At 31.1% G+C, this 21,664-nt stretch carries 19 protein-coding genes; 18 read left to right on the top strand and 1 reads right to left on the bottom strand.

Going from position 1 to position 21,664, the window contains the following annotated elements:
- Positions 1-10: 10 nt before the first annotated feature.
- A complete protein-coding gene (locus tag KPL50_RS06425; RefSeq protein ID WP_216297628.1) occupies positions 11-1,066 on the top strand; it encodes a CotS family spore coat protein in 1,056 nt (351 codons plus the stop codon).
- A gap of 120 nt (positions 1,067-1,186) precedes the next feature.
- Here the strand turns inward: KPL50_RS06425 and KPL50_RS06420 are convergent, their stop codons facing one another.
- The gene (locus tag KPL50_RS06420) at positions 1,187-2,314 is read right to left on the bottom strand and encodes a glycosyltransferase family 1 protein (protein WP_216297627.1); all 1,128 of its coding nucleotides are present in this window, start codon (positions 2,312-2,314) and stop codon (positions 1,187-1,189) included.
- A 141-nt stretch (positions 2,315-2,455) separates the two neighbouring features.
- Between KPL50_RS06420 and KPL50_RS06415 the strand changes: the two genes are divergently transcribed.
- The 17 genes from KPL50_RS06415 to rho all read left to right on the top strand — a co-directional run bounded on the left by KPL50_RS06415 (position 2,456) and on the right by rho (position 21,629).
- Positions 2,456-3,460, top strand: coding sequence for a CotS family spore coat protein (locus tag KPL50_RS06415; protein WP_216297626.1), 1,005 nt, complete (start codon positions 2,456-2,458; stop codon positions 3,458-3,460).
- A 137-nt stretch (positions 3,461-3,597) separates the two neighbouring features.
- Positions 3,598-4,512 carry a sporulation peptidase YabG gene (gene yabG / locus KPL50_RS06410; protein ID WP_216297625.1) on the top strand — a complete coding sequence of 305 codons (915 nt, stop codon included), beginning with the start codon at positions 3,598-3,600 and terminating at the stop codon, positions 4,510-4,512.
- Between the two features lie 354 nt (positions 4,513-4,866).
- Entirely contained in the window at positions 4,867-5,103 is a 237-nt protein-coding gene (locus tag KPL50_RS06405) for a Veg family protein (protein WP_216297624.1), read from the top strand.
- Positions 5,104-5,381: 278 nt separating this feature from the next.
- The gene (locus KPL50_RS06400) at positions 5,382-6,944 is read left to right on the top strand and encodes an SPOCS domain-containing protein (protein WP_216297623.1); all 1,563 of its coding nucleotides are present in this window, start codon (positions 5,382-5,384) and stop codon (positions 6,942-6,944) included.
- A gap of 242 nt (positions 6,945-7,186) precedes the next feature.
- On the top strand, positions 7,187-8,029 hold the full coding sequence (gene ispE, locus KPL50_RS06395) for a 4-(cytidine 5'-diphospho)-2-C-methyl-D-erythritol kinase (protein WP_216297622.1): 843 nt from the start codon (positions 7,187-7,189) through the stop codon (positions 8,027-8,029).
- Positions 8,030-8,227: 198 nt separating this feature from the next.
- Positions 8,228-8,419: a CLC_0170 family protein gene (locus tag KPL50_RS06390; protein ID WP_216297621.1), complete on the top strand. Its 192-nt coding sequence runs from the start codon at positions 8,228-8,230 to the stop codon at positions 8,417-8,419.
- A gap of 91 nt (positions 8,420-8,510) precedes the next feature.
- Complete coding sequence (locus tag KPL50_RS06385; RefSeq protein WP_216297620.1) at positions 8,511-9,971, top strand: spore germination protein; 1,461 nt, start codon at positions 8,511-8,513, stop codon at positions 9,969-9,971.
- 37 nt (positions 9,972-10,008) lie between these two features.
- Positions 10,009-11,124: a GerAB/ArcD/ProY family transporter gene (locus KPL50_RS06380; RefSeq protein WP_216297619.1), complete on the top strand. Its 1,116-nt coding sequence runs from the start codon at positions 10,009-10,011 to the stop codon at positions 11,122-11,124.
- Entirely contained in the window at positions 11,114-12,289 is a 1,176-nt protein-coding gene (locus KPL50_RS06375) for a Ger(x)C family spore germination protein (protein WP_216297618.1), read from the top strand. The genes KPL50_RS06380 and KPL50_RS06375 overlap by 11 nt, the downstream gene beginning before the upstream one ends.
- Before the next feature lie 60 nt (positions 12,290-12,349).
- A complete protein-coding gene (gene spoIIR / locus KPL50_RS06370) occupies positions 12,350-12,979 on the top strand; it encodes a stage II sporulation protein R (RefSeq protein ID WP_216297617.1) in 630 nt (209 codons plus the stop codon).
- 78 nt (positions 12,980-13,057) lie between these two features.
- Positions 13,058-14,428: a germination protein YpeB gene (gene ypeB, locus KPL50_RS06365; RefSeq protein ID WP_216297616.1), complete on the top strand. Its 1,371-nt coding sequence runs from the start codon at positions 13,058-13,060 to the stop codon at positions 14,426-14,428.
- Positions 14,429-14,701: 273 nt separating this feature from the next.
- The gene (locus KPL50_RS06360) at positions 14,702-15,733 is read left to right on the top strand and encodes a D-alanine--D-alanine ligase family protein (protein WP_216297615.1); all 1,032 of its coding nucleotides are present in this window, start codon (positions 14,702-14,704) and stop codon (positions 15,731-15,733) included.
- 49 nt (positions 15,734-15,782) lie between these two features.
- A complete protein-coding gene (locus KPL50_RS06355; RefSeq protein WP_216297614.1) occupies positions 15,783-16,766 on the top strand; it encodes a tRNA 4-thiouridine(8) synthase ThiI in 984 nt (327 codons plus the stop codon).
- A gap of 14 nt (positions 16,767-16,780) precedes the next feature.
- Positions 16,781-17,203, top strand: a complete 423-nt coding sequence (locus KPL50_RS06350) for a DUF1934 domain-containing protein (protein WP_216297613.1) — start codon at positions 16,781-16,783, stop codon at positions 17,201-17,203.
- Positions 17,204-17,541: 338 nt separating this feature from the next.
- The gene (locus KPL50_RS06345) at positions 17,542-19,146 is read left to right on the top strand and encodes a CTP synthase (protein WP_216297612.1); all 1,605 of its coding nucleotides are present in this window, start codon (positions 17,542-17,544) and stop codon (positions 19,144-19,146) included.
- 464 nt (positions 19,147-19,610) lie between these two features.
- Positions 19,611-19,955, top strand: a complete 345-nt coding sequence (locus KPL50_RS06340) for a hypothetical protein (RefSeq protein ID WP_216297611.1) — start codon at positions 19,611-19,613, stop codon at positions 19,953-19,955.
- A 204-nt stretch (positions 19,956-20,159) separates the two neighbouring features.
- Positions 20,160-21,629: a transcription termination factor Rho gene (gene rho, locus KPL50_RS06335; protein WP_216297610.1), complete on the top strand. Its 1,470-nt coding sequence runs from the start codon at positions 20,160-20,162 to the stop codon at positions 21,627-21,629.
- The last annotated feature ends 35 nt before the right edge of the window (positions 21,630-21,664 follow it).

Raw genomic sequence — 21,664 nt, 5'->3', positions numbered from 1 at the left:
AGGTGAGAACATGTTAGACGTTAGATATAAAGATAAGACTTATTTAAGTAAATATGATTTAGATGTAAATTTATTTAGCGAATTTGATTTATTGGTGAGCGATGTTATTCCAGTAAGGAAAGTATTTATACTTAATACAGATAAAGGGGAAAAGGTCTTAAAAAAAGTGAACTATAGCACTTCACGACTTGAATTTATTAATTATGGTCTTGAGTATATTAAAAACAATAATTTTAATAAAATAATTGAATTTGAAAAGACAAAAGATAAACACATATATGTTCCTTGGAAAGATGATATATATTGTATCATGAGTTTAGTGGAGGGCAGAGAGTGTGAGTATAGCAATCCAGTAGATGTTATGTTAACATCCAGAGCGCTAGCAGAGCTTCATAAGGCGTCGGAGGGGCTTATAAATGAAGAAGCCTTTAAACTTCTATTAGTACAAAATCAAAAGCGGTATTTATGTGGTAAGATAATACAAATTTTTAATAAAAAATTAAAGGAACTTATGTTTTTTAAAAATATAGCAACTCTATATGAAAATAAAAATGAGTTTGATTATATATTCCTAGAACACGAAAAGTATTATGAGGACAATATAATACAAAGTATAAAAATTCTGGAAGCATCGGAGTATTACAATTTATGTAACCAAAAAGAAAAAATTGTATTTTGTCATCATGACTTAGCTCACCATAATATATTAATTAATATGGAACAAGTATATTTCTTAGACTTCGATTATGCGGTGGTAGATTTAAAGGTACATGATATTTGTAATTTTATAAATAAGGCCATTAAAAATTTCGCCTACGATATAGAAAAATGTCATACAATAATAAATGAATATACACAAATAAATCCATTAGACAATGAGGAACTAAAAGTATTGTACGGTATGCTTAGCTTTCCAGAGGATTTTTACGGTATAGCTAGAGATTATTACACAAGGAAAAAGCAGTGGAGTGAAGAAGTGTTCTTAAGCAGATTAAAAAACAAAGTGGAATATAGAGCGGATAGAGAAGTGTTTTTAAAAGCCTTTAAGGATTATTATAATTGTTAGGTGAGAATCCCCATATAGTGATAAATCACTATATGGGGATTTAATCTTGCTGGCTTAAATTAATCATCTTCATAAAATAACTAGCGTATACTAGTTATTTTATGAAGATGCAAGGCGGTGCTATTTATTCAATGATATATTTCTATAAGCTTTTAGAGTTTCAGTAGCCGTATGTTCCCAAGTTAGAGTAGAGGATCTTTTTAACCCTTTAGATATAAGGGATTGTCTTAAGTCATTATCAAGGAGAGCATTATACATTTTTTCACTTAAATCAACAGTATCATATGGATTTACAAGTAATGTTGAATCTTTAAGTATTTCAGGAATGGAGGTAACGTTGGATGCGATTACAGGCACTCCACAAGCCATTGCTTCAATTGGGGGTAATCCAAAACCTTCATAAAAAGAAGGATATACGAATAGCTCACAAGCATTATACATGAAGGGGATATGGTCCATAGATATAAATCCTGGGAAAATAACTTTATCTTCAATGTGAAGCTCTTGTACTCTTTTTTTATACATATCATAGGATTTACCTTTGCTACCTGCAATGACGAGTTTCATATCTTTTTTTAACTTTGGTAAAAGTATACTAAAGGATTCTAGTAGCCCGATAATATTTTTTCTAGGACTAAAGCCTCCGATATATAGAATATAGTCTCCTGATATAGAGTAGTTTTTTTCAATAATTAATTTGCTAAGAGTCTTGTTATAAGGTTTATAGATATCCTCACTAGCTAAATAAGTAACATATATTTTTTCTCTTGGAAAATTAAAAGCTTCAGCAATATCTTGTTTTGAATATTCAGATACAGTAATTATTCCATCACATAGAGAAACAATACTGGGTAATTTTTCATTGAAAATTTTTAAATATTGTTCGCCAACTGTTTCTGGCATTTTATAGGGGATAACATCATGCAGTGTAATAACGAAGGGACAGTCTTTGTTTTCAGGTAATCCAATACCATTTTGAGGAACATGGTATATGTCCATAGACTTGTCTATAAATGGGTTAGGAATATTCACCTCATTCCAAAAATTACTTTGATTTTCTTGTTTAATGGTTTTTATGTGAAAATTTTCTCCGAAAGGTATGGCGAGCCGACAATCATTCGGTACAAAAAGTGAATAATCATTATAATTGTCTATTTTATTTAAAGAGTGAATTAGTTGGTAACAATAAGTTCCTATACCAGTTCCCCTATACCATTTTGCAGCTCTTGCATCAATTCCAATTTTCATTTTAAGACTCCTTAAATACTGATTAATATATGGATATACTTTATTATATTAAAAGAAAGCATAAATGTTATTAAAACATATAAGAATATATTCTAAAAAAAAATATTAGTAATATAAATTATAAGGGGGGGGATGAGTAACATGATGAGGGAATTTGAAATTGAAAGACAATATGGTATTAAAATAGAAAGTATACGTCCCAACAAGGGAGTTTATCTTCTAAAGACAGATGATGGAGCTAAATGTTTAAAGAAAATTAATTATGGAACACAAAAACTTTTGTTTGTATACGGAGCCAAAGAACATCTTGCAAATAATGGATTTGACAAGATAGACAGATATTTTTTGAATACTGAAGGAAATCCTTATGCCTTAGTTAATGAAGATATTTACACACTATCATCCTGGATAGATGGCAGAGAATGTGATTTTCACAATGAGGAGGAGTTGGTGGAAGCTGCAAAAAAATTAGCATATATGCATATTGCATCTAAGGGATATGAACCACCAGAAAATAGCAAGTTAAAAACAGACCTTGGAAGATGGCCTCATTTAATGGAAAAAAGAATAAAGTCTTTTGATAAAATGAAAGACATGATTAGAAAAAAGAAGAATTTTAAAACTGACTTTGATATTAATTACATTAAGAGTGTGGACGCTCAAAAGGAATTGGGCAAAAGAGCTATGGCTATATTAGATGACTCATTGTACTTTGATATATGTAGGCAAACAGAAGAAGAAAAAGGGTTTTGCCACCATGATTATACACATCATAATATTATTATTGATAAAAATAATGATGTTAACATAATTGACTTTGATTACTGCAAAAGAGAAGTGAAAGCATTTGATTTATCTAATTTTTTAATTAAAGTGCTTAAAAAGCAGGATTGGGACATAAAATATGCTGAAATAATACTCGAGGCATATAGTAGTGTAAATCCTCTGTTAGAAGAAGAGTATCGACTTATATATGCATTTTTAGTATTTCCACAACGCTATTGGAGGCTTTGTAATAGATATTATTATAATGAAGTTACTTGGATTCAAAATACATTTAACAAGAAGATGGAGGAGCTAATTTCTGAAAAAGAAAAGAGTATGGCGTTTATTGAAGAATATAAGAAAGTATTCAATCAGAGGTAGAATAGATTATTCTATAAAAAGCATGCATGCTATATATAAAAGTTATGTAGATTTAATGTTTACATAACTTTTTTACTTTCACCTATTAACTATATTTTCATAATATATATTACAAGCTTTAATATGGAGATGATATTGTGAAAATAGGAGACATTGTAGTAAGAAAATCTTACGGCGGTGACATAACATTTAAAATAATAGACATTATGTCTGTAGATAATAGGTCGGTGTATTTACTTAAGGGAATAAATTTAAGAATTGAAGCAGATTCACTAAGTGAGGATTTACAATTAGTATCAGAAAACAAAATTGGTGAAATAGACAAAATTTTTAATAAAAAAGTAAACACAGCCATTAAAAAAGTGCTAATGAGTAGGATTAAAGGAACTAGAGGATCCACCATAGATATTAATGGTAAAATCAAAGACCAACAGTTAAAACAAGAGAAATATAAAGAATATAAAGAATACAAAAATAAAGAAATGATTTTTGGAAGACCAGGAAAAATACTACATGTTGATGGAGATGCAGAATATCTAGAGGTTTGCCTAAAAATTTACAAACAGCTATCTTTAGAGGCTGTAGGACGGGTAATATCAGAAAAAAATCAACCAAGTGAAATAGTAAATTTAGTTAAAGAAGTTAAACCTGATATAGTAGTAATTACTGGTCATGATGGTATGATAAAAGGAGTAACTGATTATATAAATTTAAATAGTTACAGAAATTCTAAGTACTTTGTGGAGTCTGTTATGGCCCTTAGATCTTATAATAGTAACTATGATGATTTAGTAATATTCGCAGGAGCATGTCAATCTTGTTATGAGGCAATTCTAGATGCTGGTGCTAATTTTGCTTCATCTCCAAATCGTGTCTTAATACATTGTTTGGATCCAGTTCTAGTAGCTGAGAAGATAGCCTATACGAATATAGAAAATGTTGTAGCCATAGAAGATGTTATACAGAACACTATAACGGGACTCAAGGGTATAGGCGGATTACAAACTAGAGGCAAGTATAGAGAGGGGTTTCCTAAGTCTCAGTATATATAGCCAAGGCAGCCTGAAAAAATACATGGCTATTATTTTATTTGAAGTATCAAAAGGATCCCCCATATTTTGTATGGGGGCTTTGTTTAAAAATCTGAATATATATATAATTAGAGGAGATACTAAGGAGGTTAGTATTTAAAATGTTACGTAATTAAAATATATTAGTGTCTTATAATGTGAGCCTTCATAAAACAGAGAAAAATCAATTATGTGTAGAATAATCTATAAAGATGCATTTTGTTAACATAAAATTAACATTGACAAAATTGTTATTTTAGTGATAAAATAATTAGTTTACTTGACAAAAACAAATATACCATGTATAATGTATAATGTAGAGAGAAGGTGTTTACTGTGGAACAGATAAATGTATTGACTTCAATAAAAGATGAAATTGAAAGTCATGTTGGCGAAAGAGTAACATTAAAGGCTAATGGTGGAAGACGAAAAATTCTTGTAGATAATGGGGTTATTGAAAAGACTTACACAAGTATTTTCGTTATTAGATTAGATAATGACACCCGTAGAACCGTGACATATAGTTATTCAGATGTTTTGACAAAAACAGTTCAAATAGTTTTTGCAGGATAAAACGATACTGCACCTTGGTATCGTTTTTTACATTTTTGCATTTATAAATTGGCAGGGCATATATTAAATAGACTGTATTCCGTTATTAAAAGGGAAATACAATCTACATAATATATGCTTTTTTATTTTTTTTGTAAAATTTTGATGAATTTTGCAATACGAATAAAGAAAGGGAATATCATATTTTCTTGACTACTTCTATATATATTAATAGTAGGTATTTTAGGAGGGTAACAGTTCAAAAGTGTTGCCACAATAGAAATACAAGGAGGTATAGTATGGAGATAAATTTAATAAGAGAAAATATAGAGTATGAGCAACTACTAGGAGAAAATACTGCTGATACAGTAGTAAAAGAAGAATATGTAATACCGGATACTCATCCAGATGTTAGAGAAGTTCTTATGTTAGATGTTAAAGCCGTTATAAGTTCTAAAGAAATTATTGAAGATAAGGTATATTTAGAAGGGCAACTTCAATATAATGTACTTTATATTTCAAGAGATCAAGAGCGCACTGATGTAGAAAATGTTGTATATAGTTCCAAGTTTTCAAATACAATAGATATAATGGGTGCAAGGCCCGAAATGCTTTGTGATGCTGAGTGTTTTGTAGAACATATGGAGTGTAAAATAGTTAATGAGAGGAAAATATGTCTAGAAGGTATTTTGAAATTAAAATCTGAGGTGTATAAAAGTTTTAGTTTTCAAATAGTTAAAGATATTGAGGCCGTAAAGGATGTTCAATATTTAAAAAATCCAACTAGTATAGATAAAGTTACAAAAAGTTTTAATGGAGAGCTTATTGGTAAGGCCAATATGAAAGTTTCGATGGATAAACCTGAAATTGCTAAAGTTATAAAATATGATGTTAATATCCATAAGAAAGAAGTAAAGCTATACGAAGGAAAAATTCAAATTAATGCTTTTGCATCTATTAATATGATGTATAAGGGAAAAGATAGTAGAGAACTATTTTATATTGAACAGGAAGTTATGCTAAATAAAGAGTTGGATTTCCAAGATGTAAACCCTTATATGGACAATTACACAGACTTTAGGGTGGATGCTATGGGATTTGATATTAAAGAAGACGATTTAGGAGAAAAAAGAATTGTTGATGTAGAGTTTTTGATAAAAACAAATACAAGGGCTATGCACAAAGAAGAAGTGGATATGATTGAAGATGTTTATTCACCGACTACAAAGCTTGAGATGGATAAAAAAGATTATGGACTTAATGTAATGCAAGGACAATTATTAACTGAAACCTTAGTTAAGGGGGATATAGAATTAAATAATACTATGGCAAAGCCTAGCAAGGTTATTATGTGTAATGCTAGCGTTTGTGTAACAGACAAAAAAGTCATTGAGGATAAGGTTATAATTGAGGGTATAATGAATGTAACCGTATTATATAGAAGTGATGATGAAGAAAAATATCTTTCTGCGGTTTCTGAGGAGATTCCCTTTACTTGTGGGGCGGAGATATTAGGCACTAAGATAAATATGAGCAGTGTATGTAAGGTAACACTTGAAAATATAAATGCAGATATTGAGGTTGGTAATATAGCAATTAGGGCTGTTGTGAAGGTATATACAAGAGTGAATTACATGGTGCAGAAGAAGTTTTTAGTTGACGTCTACCCAATAGAAGGTGAAGTACCTAAGAAAAAAGCTAGTATCACTATTTATGTAGTTCAATCTGGGGACACTTTATGGAAAATTGCTAAAAAGTACAATACTACAATGCAAGAAGTTGCAAGAGTTAACGGGATAGAAGAGCCTAATGTTATAAAAGTTTCACAAAAACTTATTATACCAGGTAGAATAATTATATAGTCATATTTTAATAAATAACAAGTCATTATACTAGTATAGTTGACTTGTTATTTATTTTACATGTGGCTTATTTAAAATTTTATGTAGCAATATTAAATTTCTTGTAATATACTAAATTTATTAACAATGTTTCACAAGAAAAGGCTAATCTTATATAAGTTTCTGAATTCCTAAGGAGGAATAAGCGGTTATTAATTATAGGTGGCCTTAGCGGATTAACAATAAAGAGTTGGAGGAAAATCATGTTAGTAAAAGCTTATGGAAAAATAAACATATCTTTAGATATAGTAGGTAAAAGAGAAGACGGATATCATTTGCTAAAAATGATTATGCAAAATGTAGATTTATATGATTCTATGTCCTTTCAAAAATGCAATAAAGGTATTAATATAAGCTGTAATAAACCTTACATACCTACAGATGAGAAGAATTTAGTATATAAAGCTGCAAAACTTTTTATGGAGACTTATAATATTAGCGAAGGTGTAAATATATATCTAAAGAAGAATATTCCAGTAGCTGCGGGTATGGCAGGTGGGAGTGCAGATGCAGCGGCTGTTTTTAAAACATTGAAACAATTATTCGAAATAGACATAGACGACAATGAACTTATGAAGTTAGGTGTAAAAATAGGTGCAGACGTTCCTTATTGTATAATGGGGGGGACTGCATTGTGCGAAGGTATAGGAGATATTATTACTCCACTGGCGCCTTTTAAAAACCAAGTTTTAGTATTGGTTAAGCCTAATTTTGGCGTATCAACTAAAGAGGTTTATAAAAACTTAGACGTTACTAAAATCTTTAAGCATCCAGATACAGAAGCCTTAATAAAAGCTATGGAAGAAGAAAATTTAGAAGACGTATGTAAGAATATGAAGAATCTACTTGAAAATGTTACCCTAAGGAAATATCCAGTTCTCAAAAGAATAAAAGAGGATATGATCAGGATGGGAGCGATGGGCGCAATGATGAGCGGAAGCGGCCCCACAATATTTGCTTTTTTTGATGATATGTTAAAAGCTCAAAGATGCTATGATAAATTTAAAACTCAATATAAAGAAGTATATATAACAAGAACAATTTAGAATAAATTTTATAGTGAAGTATAGAACGTGGGAAAACCTTTGTGGTTTTTTTGCGTTTTTTTTATTTTCCTGTACCTAAATGAATATTTTCTACGAGTGTCGTTAAAACTAGCTTAAGCAAGGTGAAATCAATTTGCATCTGTATAGAGTTTTATAATTTTTTTTTTTACTAATTATAATAAAACAGGGAGAAAAATAATGAGAATTTTACATTTGTTTGATGTGTATTTTTTAACAATGATGGTAATCCAGGGTTCAGTAGTACTTACTATTGATGCAAGAAGTTTTAAAAAAACTGGTAATGACAGTACTAGTAAAAAAGCACGCACTTTAGGCTCACTAGTAATTATTATAGCTATTATTCTATTTATACTTAGGTGGATAGTTTAATCATATTTCAGCACCTGATATTAGGAGTTAAATTAATATAAATAGTTGCGGTTATGTCTATCTACATATATCTATAAGGAAGTGAAGCGATATGAAAGAGATAATTGATGATAAAATTCAACTAGATGCTGAAAAAAATATAGAGTACTTAAAAGAACTTTTGATAGATAACTCTGATGTAGTTTTTAGAACTTTCAATGTAGGAAGTTGGAAAGCGTCAATAGTTTATATTGATGGAATGGCAGATAAACTTCTACTCGATCACTATGTTTTAGAGCCATTAATGCTATTTTCAAAGGGGATAGATAATACAGAGCAAATAAAAGACGATATACTTTCAGTTACTGATATGCGAGAAGTAAAAAAATTAAGTGAAGGAATTAATGCAGCCCTTTCTGGGGACACGTTAATGTTTATAGATGAGTTAACGTGCGCCTATGTTATTGCAACGCGTTTTTGGCCTGTACGAGGGGTAGGAGACCCATCTGGTGAAACAGTAATTAGAGGCGCACGAGATGGTTTTACAGAAACTGTAAGATTCAATACTGCTTTAATAAGAAGGCGAATTAGAGATACAAGGTTAAGAGTTAAACCTAAAGCTATAGGAGCTAGATCGAAAACAGATGTGGCCATTATGTATATTGAAGATATAGTTAATAAAAAAGTACTTGAAGAGCTCCAGCGTAGGGTAGATAAAATAAACATCGATGCAGTTTTTGATTCTGCCTATATTGAGCAGCTAATAGAGGATAATAGATACTCCCCATTTCCTCAAATACAAAGTACAGAGAGACCGGATGTAGTAGCGGCTGCACTGTACGAAGGTAGGATAGCAATGGTTGTAGATAATTCTCCATTTGTAATTATTGTTCCAGCTACCTTGCCTAATTTATTTCAATCTCCGGATGATTATTATCAAAGGTGGATGCATGGCTCTATAATTAGGTTTATTAGGATGATTTCTATAATTATTTCTCTTACAGCACCGGCGCTTTATGTAGCGATAACTTCATTTAATCCAGAAATAATACCTACTAAATTAGCCTATGCTATAGCAGCTTCTAAGGAAGGAGTGCCATTTCCTGCATTTGTAGAAGCTATAATTATGGAATTGTTCCTAGCTCTTCTTATGGAGGCTGTGGTTAGGTTGCCAAGGCCCATTGGAGCTACTATTGGTATTGTGGGAGGACTTGTTATAGGGCAAGCCGCAGTGAGTGCAGGAATAGTTAGTCCCATTATGATAATTATTGTGGCAATTACTGCTATTACTACATTTGTAACTCCTAATTATGAAGTTACTGCGGCTTTTAGACTTGTGCGATTTCTCCTTATTATCGCTTCAGCAATTATTGGACTTTATGGGATAGTTATTGGGCTCATTATACTGCTCATTCATCTTGTTAGAATGAAAAGTTTTGGAATACCTTATTTAGCTCCAGCGGTTGATACTAATATTTTGGATTTAAAAGATATGTATATTAGAGCGCCAATACAAAATCTAAAAGAAAGGCCTAAATATATGAAAACTGGAGATAAGATAAGACAGAAATGATTTCTAGCATCTTTTATGTGGAGGGAGGGTCAATATTATGCAAGATAAAAAACTAATTGGAGATTTTGGCTTATTTACTACAGTAGTAGTAGCTGTGGCTGGTATAGGAATATTTTCTTGTCCAAGAAATGTCATAGATAAAGTAGGTAGTGATGCTTGGATAGTTATTTTAACTTCTGGAATAGTAATTTTTTTATTGCTATATCTTATATATATGGTTATGGAAAAAAATGATTTTGAGGATCTTACGAATATATTGCAGAATAATTTTGGGGAATCTCTTGGAGGAATATTTGCTATTATTTTTGCGATTTATAGTATATTCATTGTGTCCCTGGGGATGAGAGAATTTGTTGAAGTAATTAAACAATTTTTATTAAATCAGACTCCCTCAGAATTTATTTTAATCACCATTATATTAACAGGTTCCTACTTAGTTAGAGGTGAAATAAGTGATTTAGTTAAGTTTAATGAAATTTCCTTCTGGATTATGTTCCTTCCAACACTTGCGGTGTTCATACTAATCGCAATAAATGCAGACTTTACAAATTTATTACCAGTACTTAATAATAAACCTGACCACTACCTTAGTGCTTCTAGATATGCACTATTATGTTTTGGGGGATTTGAAATAGCCTACCTTATTCTTCCTTATGTTAAGAATAAGAAAAACGCATCCCGTGTGCTAAGAAAGAGTATTACGTTTGTAACAATTTTTTATGTAATTGTAATAATACTTGTTTTAGCTGTGTTCTCTAAAGCGCAGAGTAGGATTTTATTATGGCCAACTATTTCTATGATAAGGTCACTATATATACCTGGTACATTTATAGAGCGATGGGAAGGAATAGTGATGGCACTTTGGATACTTTTTTATTTCACTACCTTTATTAACACATATTTCTTTTCCAGCGAGATTATAAAAAATGTATTCAAATTGAAAGACATTAAAATATCTTCACTTTTAATTATGCCTATTATTTATGTGGTAGCATTATATCCAGAAAATATAGCAGAAATTTATACACTGCAATTCAAAACTACCCCGGTTTTATTAACTGCTATATTTGTTTTCGTAATTTTACCCATACTTATACTACTTATGGGTAAAGTAAAAGGTAAAGGGAGGTGGAAAAGTACAGATGAAATTTAAGATGGGGTTACCCATTATCTTAAGCTGCGTTTTACTTACGGGATGTTGGGATAAAGTAGAAATAGATAGGCTCAATTTTATAGCTGCTATAGCTATTGACCCAGGAGAAGACATTGCCAAAGAAAAGGAATTGAAAGGTATTAATCCAGAAGAACCTTTTGCCGAGGGGAAGATTAAAAAAATGAATGTAACTTATGGATTTCCAGATATGAGTATGGTAGGGGCAGGAAAAAGTGGAAGCGCAGAGGAGAAATATATTAATACAGAGGCTTATTCTATGGAAGATGCATCCTCGGAGGCTATGGCTAAAAGTAGTAGAGACATATATATGGGTCATACTAAGCTACTAATATTAAGCAGTAATTTATTAGAATATAAAGACACAGTTAAAGAGGTAGTAGATTACCTGCAGCGGAATCCTAATATAAATAGGATGATGGATATAGTTGTATCAGACGGCAAAGCTGAGGATTATATAAAATTTAAACCCATGACGGAAAACAGTACCCAATATTATATTTCTGGACTTATGGCTAACAGTAAAAAAAATTCTAGGATTATGAGTATAAATTTAAATGAGTTCCTTATTCTTTTAAGTGAAAATGGAAATGTGTTACTACCGAGAATAACTTTAGAAAAGGAAAAAAAAGAATTGATTTTAAGTGGGGCTGCTATAATTAAAAATTATGAATTAAAAGGATATTTTACACCTTTAGAATTAATGGATATTCAATTGCTGAGTGGTAAGTTCAGCATTGGCAAAAAAGTTATTTACATTGATGGTCACCCCGTTGACTATATAATCAATGGGTATGAAAGGGAAATGAGGGTGGAGGAAGAGGACGATAAGTTAGTCATTAATATAGATTTAAGCCTTGAGGGTCAGATAAATGGATATTATGCAGACAAGAAGATACTGGGGAAAGAAGAATTGCAAAGGTTGCAGAATACTTTTAATAACTCCATCAGTATAGAGTGCGAAAAAATTATGAAAGTCGCTAAAGAGGAATTCGAAATAGATCCGTTTGGTGTAAGCGAGCATATTCAAAAGTTTAAACCTTCTTTATGGAATAAAATAGAAAAGGATTGGCAAGAAAAATATAAAAATGCAATTGTTAAAGTTACTGTTAATACTGAAATAAGAAGAATTGGAACAGTTCAGTGAATATAATTACACAATTTGGTAATAATTTTAATATAAATTATTGTACTCAGGGGGGTAACCATGAAAAAAGTTATATTAACAAGTATTACTATAATTATTACTATTTCTATAGTTTTAAATGGCAGTAACGTAGCTACAAAAGCTACTCAAAGTGATATTGCAGGTAAACTTATAAGGTTTCATGTAATAGCTAATAGTGATGACAAAATAGATCAAGGGATAAAATTAAAAGTAAGAGATTCTGTTTTAGAATATGTATCGCCAAAGCTTGCGGATAGCAAAAGTATAGAACAATCAAGAGAGATTATAAATAATGAAGATAAAAATATTAAAAAAATTGCTCAAAGCGTTATAAATGAAAATGGGTTTAAATATTCAGTAGTAACAACCCTGTCCCAGGAATATTTTCCGGTTAAAACTTATGGAAATATAACTTTGCCTCAAGGAAAATATGAAGCTTACAGAATAATTATTGGAAAGGGCAGTGGACAAAATTGGTGGTGTGTTATGTTTCCGCCATTATGTTTTGTAGATATTACAAAAGGAAATGTATCCTTCGATAAAACCGAGAGTGAAATGAAAGAGGTATTATCAGAGGATGAATATAATTTGGTAGATAATACAGTAAATAAAAATAAAATAGTAGTGAAATTTAAATTATTAGAAATTTTTAATAAGCTATTTAGTTAATTAAAATATCTAAAAAAACTACTAGTAGATACATTCATAATTGCTATCTAATGATAAAGAATTCCAGGAGGAAAACATATGAAAATGACAAAAAAAAGAATATTATATACAAGTGCTGTTACCGTAATTGTTGTATTTTCAACTACTTTCGCGATACTAATGTTTTTAGAACGGTTAGATTATAGAAATTATCTTCAAGGTCAATATAGTAAAAATATGTATGAACTTATAAGCTCTGTACAAAACATAAGAATAAATCTAGGTAAAGCTGCTATTGTGGGTTCTAGAGAACAGAGTATAGTAGTTTTTGAAGAAATTTTTAGATATTCAGGCACTGCAAACGATAAGTTACATTCCTTGCCAATAGAACAATCGGTTATTGGGGATACTAGCGAATTTTTAACTCAAGTAGGAGATTTTTGCTATACTCTAGCCAAAGCAACATCTGAAGGAAAAGATCTTAGTGATAAGGAATATGAAGCAATTGATGAATTAGAGCTGCAGTCATATACACTTCAAGAGCAATTAAATGGAGTTCTTTCTGAAATAAATGTTGGTAAAGTAAAATGGGGAGAGATTAGAAAAAAAAGTACTTCCGTATTTGCAAAAGTAGGGGATGACATAGTAAATGAGAAGTTTAAGGGTATACAAAAACAAATAGTTCAATATCCAGCATTAATTTATGATGGCCCTTTTTCTGATAATATATTAGAAATAAAGCCTAAAATAATGTCTCAAAAGGAAGTAAGCGAAAGTGAAGCAGCTAAAATAATAAAAAATATATTTGGAGAAGATAAAATAGAAAGTATAGAAAATAAAGCGGTACAAGGGAAAACTAGAATACCCGCCTATTCCTTTCAAGTAACCTTTAAAGGACGAGATAAAGGTGAGCCAAAAACAGTAATAGAAGTAAGCAAAAATGGAGGTAGAATAGTATACTTATTAGATAATAGGGCTATAGGAAAGCCAACCATAGATATTAATAAGGCTATACAAGCTGGAAGTGCGTTTATTGGTAAAATAGGGTATAAAAATATGGAACCTACATATACACTGAATTATGAAAATACAGCAGTGGTAAGTTATGTATATAAACAAGGGGAAGTAGCTATTTATCCAGATCAAGTAAAGCTTAAGATCGCATTAGATGATGGTAGTATTATAGGAATTGAATCCGAAAAATTCTTAGTATCTCATGTTGAAAAAAGGCAGATACCTACGCCAAAAGTAACGGTAGTAAAAGCACAAGAAAGGGTTGGAAAGCGTTTGAAAATCAATAAAATTAGCTTAGCTATCGTACCTACGGAGACTAATAAAGAAGTCTTGTGCTATGAATTTCTAGGTTCATACAAGGAGAAAGACTTTATAGTATACATCAATGCTGATACTGGGTATGAGCAAAGAATAATGGAAATAATAGATACTCCTAATGGAAAGCTAACTATTTAGCCTAGGGCTAAGAGGTCTCATAGACTACCTTGTGGAAGAGAGGATATATTGCATAAAGTGTATATATATCCTCTCTTCTATTGAATTTTTTTTGATTTACCATTATAATTTGGAGTGGTGGCATTATGGAGCGTATTTAAATTTGAAATTTAGATATTAATAATTAAAATGCAACGTAATAGATAAAGATGATATATAAAAATAAATTTATTTGGTAAACTTATTTTTTATTACTCATAAGCTAGTTATTATGCCTACAAGGAGAGATGATAAATGAAAAAGAAAATAGCAGTATTATTTGGTGGACAGTCTACCGAACATGAGGTTTCTAGAGTATCAGGGGCTTCAGTATTGAGAAATATTGATCCAACAAAATATGATATATATCCTATTGGAATAACTAAGGATGGGTTATGGTTTGAATATACTGGAAAATTAGAAAACATAGAGAGCGGAGAATGGGAAAAGGACGAATTTTTTAAAATTCCAGAAGGACAGAAGTTCTTATTTAATAAAGAGGTAGATGTAGTATTTCCAGTGTTGCATGGCCTTTTTGGAGAAGATGGCACTATTCAAGGGATGTGTAAATTATCAAATATTCCTTGTGTGGGTCCGGGGGTAATGTCCTCTGCTATTTGCATGGATAAGATATATACAAAATACTTATTAGAAAACTTTAATATAAAACAAGCTGATTATGTAGTGATAAATGCGCACGAGTATGTAAAAAGCAAAGACATACTAATAGAGAAAATAGAAAAAGAATTGGGCTATGCAGTATTTATTAAGCCGTCTAATGGCGGATCTTCTGTAGGGATAACAAAAGCACATAACAAAGAGGAACTAATACTAGGACTAGAAGAAGCGCTAAAACACGACAGAAAAGTCTTGGTTGAAAAGGCTATAAATGCAAGAGAAATTGAGGTAGCTGTACTGGGAAATGATTATCCTAAGGCATCTATACCGGGAGAAGTAATTCCAGCCAAAGAATTTTATGATTATGAAGCTAAATATAAAAGTGAGGCATCTAAGCTTTTAATACCGGCAGCCCTTAGTGAAGCAAAGCTACAAATAATCAAAGAGCAAGCTATAAAAATATATAAAATACTAGATTGCGCTGGTATGGCAAGAGTGGATTTCCTAGTGGATAAAGAAACAGAAGATGTTTATTTAAATGAGGTTAATACTATACCGGGGTTTACTAAAATAAGTATGTACCCTAAAATGTGGCAAGCCACAGGAAAAACTTATGGGGAACTTATTGATGAGCTTATTGAACTCGCTATAGAAAGAAACAATAAATAGTAGTTTTATTAGTGTCTAATAAAATACAATCAGGAGAGGAGAAGGTTTTATGACAACAGCTTTAGCTATGATTTCTGGAGGCCTGGATAGCATACTCGCAGCAAAACTTGTAAAAGATCAGGGCATAGAAGTTATAGGCATATGCTTTAAATCATACTTTTTTAATGAGGCAAATGCATTAAAAATTGTTAAACAAATAGGTATACCCTTAGAAGTTGTAGATTTTTCAGAGGAACATTTTGAAATGGTAAAGAACCCAAAACATGGACATGGTAAAAATATGAATCCGTGTATCGACTGCCATGCTATGATGATGAGGTATTGTGGAGAACTATTAGAAAAATTTCATGCAGACTTTATTATAACGGGAGAAGTATTAAATCAAAGGCCTATGTCTCAAAATAGGTCGGCTTTAGACATAGTGAAAAATGAATCTGGAATAGGTCATAAAATTTTAAGACCCTTATGTGCTAAAAACCTTAAACCAACTGAAATGGAGATGGATGGGCTAATAGATAGAGAGGCACTTTTAAATATAAGCGGTAGAAATAGAAAAGTCCAAATCGAACTAGCGGCAAAGTGGGGTATTAAAGACTATCCATCACCTGCTGGTGGATGTAAACTTACGGAACCCAACTATTCTAGAAGACTTAAGGAACTGGTAGAGCATAAAGAGGATACATCTAAAAATGATCTAGATTTATTAAAACTAGGAAGACACTTTAGGATATCTAAAGATGCTAAGATTATATCTACGAGAATGCAGGAAGAGGGAGAATTAATAGAACAACTTTTAAACCCTGATGATTTAATGTTCTTACCGAGGGACTACAATGGTTCTACTGTTGTTATTATTGGTAAAGCCACAAATGAGGATATTGAATTTGCAGCTAAAATTACAGGAAGATATTGTAAGGGTAAGGATGAAAAAACTATAACTGTTAAATATGGTAATTATGGTGACCCACTAAACAGATTTATAGAAATAACACCGGCAACAGAAGAAGAAATAAACAAATATATTTTAAAGTAGTGAGGAGTAAGATTATGAAGAAAAATGCAGTAATTTCAATTGTTAGCAAACAATCTGACAATGAAGAGGATGGTGACGCTATCGAGGTAGTTACACCAGGTGAATTTTATAAAAAAGACAATTCTTATTATGCTGTATACGAAGAGACAGAAATTTCAGGGATGCAGGGAACTACTACTACATTAAAAATTGATGAAGAACATTTTACACTTATAAGAACTGGGACTACTAATACAGAAATGAAATTTAAAAAATATGCAAGGGATTTAACTTTATATAATACGCCTCATGGTGCGTTAGATCTAACTGTAGACACTAGGGAGTTAAAGATGAACGTGGATAAGAATGGCGGAGATGTATTTATAGATTATGATATGATAATAGGTAATCAACAAATTTTAAGTACAACTTTAAAAATTAGTATCAAAGCTCAATAGTAATTAAAATTAAGGCTATGTTCTATAGAACATAGCCTTAATTTTTATAAATTTATGTAATAGAATTCTCAAAAAAAAGAAAACACAAAAAACACTAGTAAAACACAAAAAAATGTGATAAGATGTTAATATTATTTTTGAAAATAACTATAGCATTTTACTTTACGTTTCTATTTATAGGGTAATTTCTATTATAGATGTATAAAGAGCATCTGTCAAGCTGTTTTTAGAAAAATTAGTATAAGCTTTTTAAGAGCTTTATATAGGTATGTATTAACAATATCAGAGGAAAATAAAACATATAAGTAAAATGAAAATAAATTATAGGAGGAATGGTTATGGGTACTAAGTACATATTTGTCACAGGCGGTGTAGTCTCATCTTTAGGGAAAGGAATAACTGCAGCTTCATTGGGGAGGCTTTTAAAAAATAGAGGGTTAAAGGTTTCTATGCAAAAATTTGATCCATATTTAAATGTAGACCCAGGCACCATGAGTCCTTATCAGCATGGAGAGGTCTTTGTTACGGATGATGGAGCGGAAACAGATTTAGATTTAGGGCATTATGAGAGATTTGTTGATGAAGATTTGAGCGTGAATAGCAACGTAACTACAGGAAAGGTATATTGGTCAGTTATATCAAAAGAGCGAAGAGGAGACTATTTAGGGGGCACAGTACAAGTAATACCACATATAACTAATGAGATAAAAGAAAGAGCTTATAGAGTAGCTAAAGAAAAAAATGTAGATGTAGTTATAACTGAAATTGGTGGAACGGTTGGAGATATTGAATCACTACCATTTTTAGAGGCCATAAGACAGGTTAAATATGAAGTAGGTATAGAGAATGTTTGCTTTATCCATGTTACATTAGTACCATATTTAAAAATGGCAGGAGAACTTAAGACAAAACCTACTCAACATTCTGTAAAGGAACTTAGAAGTATAGGCATTCAACCAGACATCATAGTGTGTCGATCAGAGAAGGAGATATCTGATGATTTGAAGGCTAAAATAGGGCTGTTCTGTAATTTAGAAGCAGATTCTGTAATTCAAAATTTAGATGCTGAGAATCTATATGAAGTGCCACTTATGCTTCATAAAGAAGGGTTAGATACTCTAGTATGTAAAAAATTAAAGCTAAACTGCCATGAAATAGATAACGCTGCGTGGACTTCCATGGTAGACAGATTAAAGAATTTAACTGGAAATGTGAAAATAGCATTAGTTGGAAAATATGTGGAACTTCACGATGCGTATATTTCTGTTGTTGAGGCATTAGGTCATGGAGGTCTTTATAATGATTCTAATGTAGAGATTAAATGGGTGAATGCTTGTGAGGTAACATCAGACAATGCAAGTGAAATACTTGGTGATGTTGATGGCATATTGGTTCCGGGTGGATTTGGTGACAGAGGGATAGAAGGTAAAATCGAAGCAATAAGATATGCTAGAGAAAATAAAGTGCCATTTTTCGGGATATGTCTTGGTATGCAATGTGCGGTTATAGAATATGCAAGGAACATGGCAGGGTTAAAAGGAGCTAATAGTGCAGAATTTGAAATTGAAACTCAGTATCCGGTAATAGACTTAATGCTAGATCAAAAGGGTTTAGATGAAAAAGGTGGCACCATGAGACTAGGTTTATATGCATGCAAATTAGCAAAAGGTTCTAATGCTCATGAAGCATACTGTGATGAAGTGATATATGAAAGACATAGACATAGATATGAATTTAATAATGAGTATAGAAAAGTAATAACAGAAGCAGGACTTACGCTTACAGGCACAAGCCCAGATGAGAGATTGGTAGAAATAGTTGAGATTAAAGATCATCCTTGGTTTGTTGGAGTTCAATTTCATCCTGAACTTAAATCTAGACCTAATAAACCACATGCGCTATTTAAGAATTTTATTAAGGCATCCTTAGAACATAAAAAATAATATTTTAATGTATCCTATATCCTATAGAGTAGACAATGAAGAAGTAGGATTTTTCTTATATTATCCTATAACGAAAAGTATATATCGCTAGGAATGCTTTCACTTCGCCAAGTAATTCTAAAATTCATTTTATTTATAGATGCTAAAAATCACAAACTCGCTATCGCTCAAACATGTGATTTTCTTAACGCATCTATAAATAAAATAAATTGTGAATTACTAAGGCTTATTCAAAGCATTCTACGCAATATATACTTTTGTTAGCATAATATAAGAAAAAGGTTCTTTTACCGTAGTAAGAATAAAATCCCTGCTTAATTTCAACTGAAATTAAGCAGGGATTTTATAAAATTTATAGAATTTAATATTAAAGACTATTATGAAGTAAAATGCATATACTTTTAATAGACTTCATCTAACGTAAAAGAGATTGTTTGAAAATATAAAATGTGGAGGTGGGAAAATTGATACTCGATACGAATATTGCGATGGCTTTAAAGGATTCTAATGGTCAATATAAGGTGGAAGAACTGACAATATTTGAAATAGAGAGTATGAGGACTAGATTTCCATGTTTATCTGTTAAATTGCAAAAGGGTAATGAAATATTAATTGAAGTGAAATGCTGCCTATGCGGTGAGGAACATTCTTATCATTATGATATTAATGAGCTTTTGAAAACAAATATGGTAATAGGAGGATGTGAGCAATTAGCATTGCCTATATTTTTCATTGGTAAGAATGAAAAAGTGATAAAAAAAGTAAACGAACATAGACAGACTATAGAGAAAATCTATGCTATGATATAAAATAAATGGTAAATAATTATAAAATACACATAAATCTTTTGCGGGTTATGTGTATTTTTAATATAGTGGATTAAAGTTTTAAAATAGGATATAATTAAAAAAGTATATCATTTCAAAAAAATTCATTGGATAGTAAATACGTTTTTAAATTCCCATGATATTTATTAAATATTATATATAAAATACCCTTCGGAGGTGCAGATTTTGATAAACAAAGATTTTGAAAATATGACAGTAGTTGAACTGCGGGAACATTGCAAAGAACTTGGTGTTAAAAACATTTCTAAATTTAAAAAAAGTGAGTTAATTGAAGAAATAAAGAAGATAACACCAGTTTCATTGCAAAGAGATGGAGTTATTTTAAAAGAAAAAATAAGTCCTAAAATCACTTCTAAAGTTCAAGATAATATTATAGAAAATTCAGAGCAGCAAATCCCAAATAATCCAATTCAGTCTGAGGAAACTCCTAATAATGAAGACATTGATACTGGTTTTAAAAATCAAAATGAAAATAAAAAAGAAAAGTTACAAGAAATGATAAATGAATCAGGGTCAGCAAGAGGAGTTCTAGAAATAATTGAAAATAATAGTTATGGTTTTTTAAGAGGGCATAATTATTTATCAGGTCAGGATGATATTTATGTTTCACCATCTCAAATTAGAAGATTTAATTTGCAAACAGGTGATGAGGTAGAAGGTAAAGTTAGAACACCTAAAGAAGGAGAAAAATTCAAAGCATTATTGTACGTACAGGGAGTAAATGGAGAAAATCCAGATAGAGCTATAGGTAGAAGACCCTTTGAAAAGTTAACACCTATTTACCCAACTCAAAGGTTGACACTAGAAACTACCTCAACAGATCTGTCTTCAAGAATGATGGATATTATATCTCCTATAGGTAAGGGTCAGAGAGGCATAATTGTAGCACAACCCAAAGCAGGAAAAACAACACTTCTTAAAAAAATCGCTAACAGTATCTCTATAAATCACCCAGAAGTAAAATTAATTGTTGTTTTAATAGATGAGAGGCCAGAAGAAGTTACTGATATGCAGAGATCTATTAAGGGCGAAGTTATTTATTCAACTTTTGATGAAGAACCAGATCATCATACAAAAGTTGCTTATATGGTACTTGAAAGAGCTAAAAGAATGGTTGAACAAGGCCAAGATGTAGTTATTCTATTAGATAGTTTAACTAGACTTTCTAGAGCTTACAATTTAACTGTAACTCCTTCTGGAAGGACACTATCTGGTGGACTTGACCCTAGTGCGCTTTTGATGCCAAAGAAATTTTTCGGAGCAGCTAGAAATATTGAAGAGGGTGGAAGTTTAACAATCCTTGCTACTGCACTTATAGAAACGGGAAGCAGAATGGATGATATGATTTTTGAAGAATTTAAGGGTACAGGTAATATGGAAGTTCACTTAGATAGAAAACTTCAAGAAAGAAGAATATTCCCTGCCATTGATATTTATAAATCAGGAACAAGAAGAGAAGATTTATTGCTTACTAAGATTGAAATGGAAACTATATATAATTTAAGAAAGATAATGTATAGAGAAGGTAATGCCACAGGGGTGACAGAAAAACTCCTAAATTTAATAGCTAAAACTAAGAATAATAGAGAATTTTTAGAAATGCTAAATAAGAATTTTGAAGTATTGGCTAGATAACATAAATAAAAAAATGGAAAAGATAATTAAATCTT

It is taken from the genome of Clostridium sp. CF012, from assembly GCF_018861755.1.
Taxonomy (GTDB): domain Bacteria; phylum Bacillota; class Clostridia; order Clostridiales; family Clostridiaceae; genus Clostridium_AD.
This window is presented reverse-complemented; position numbering and strand designations above follow the sequence as displayed.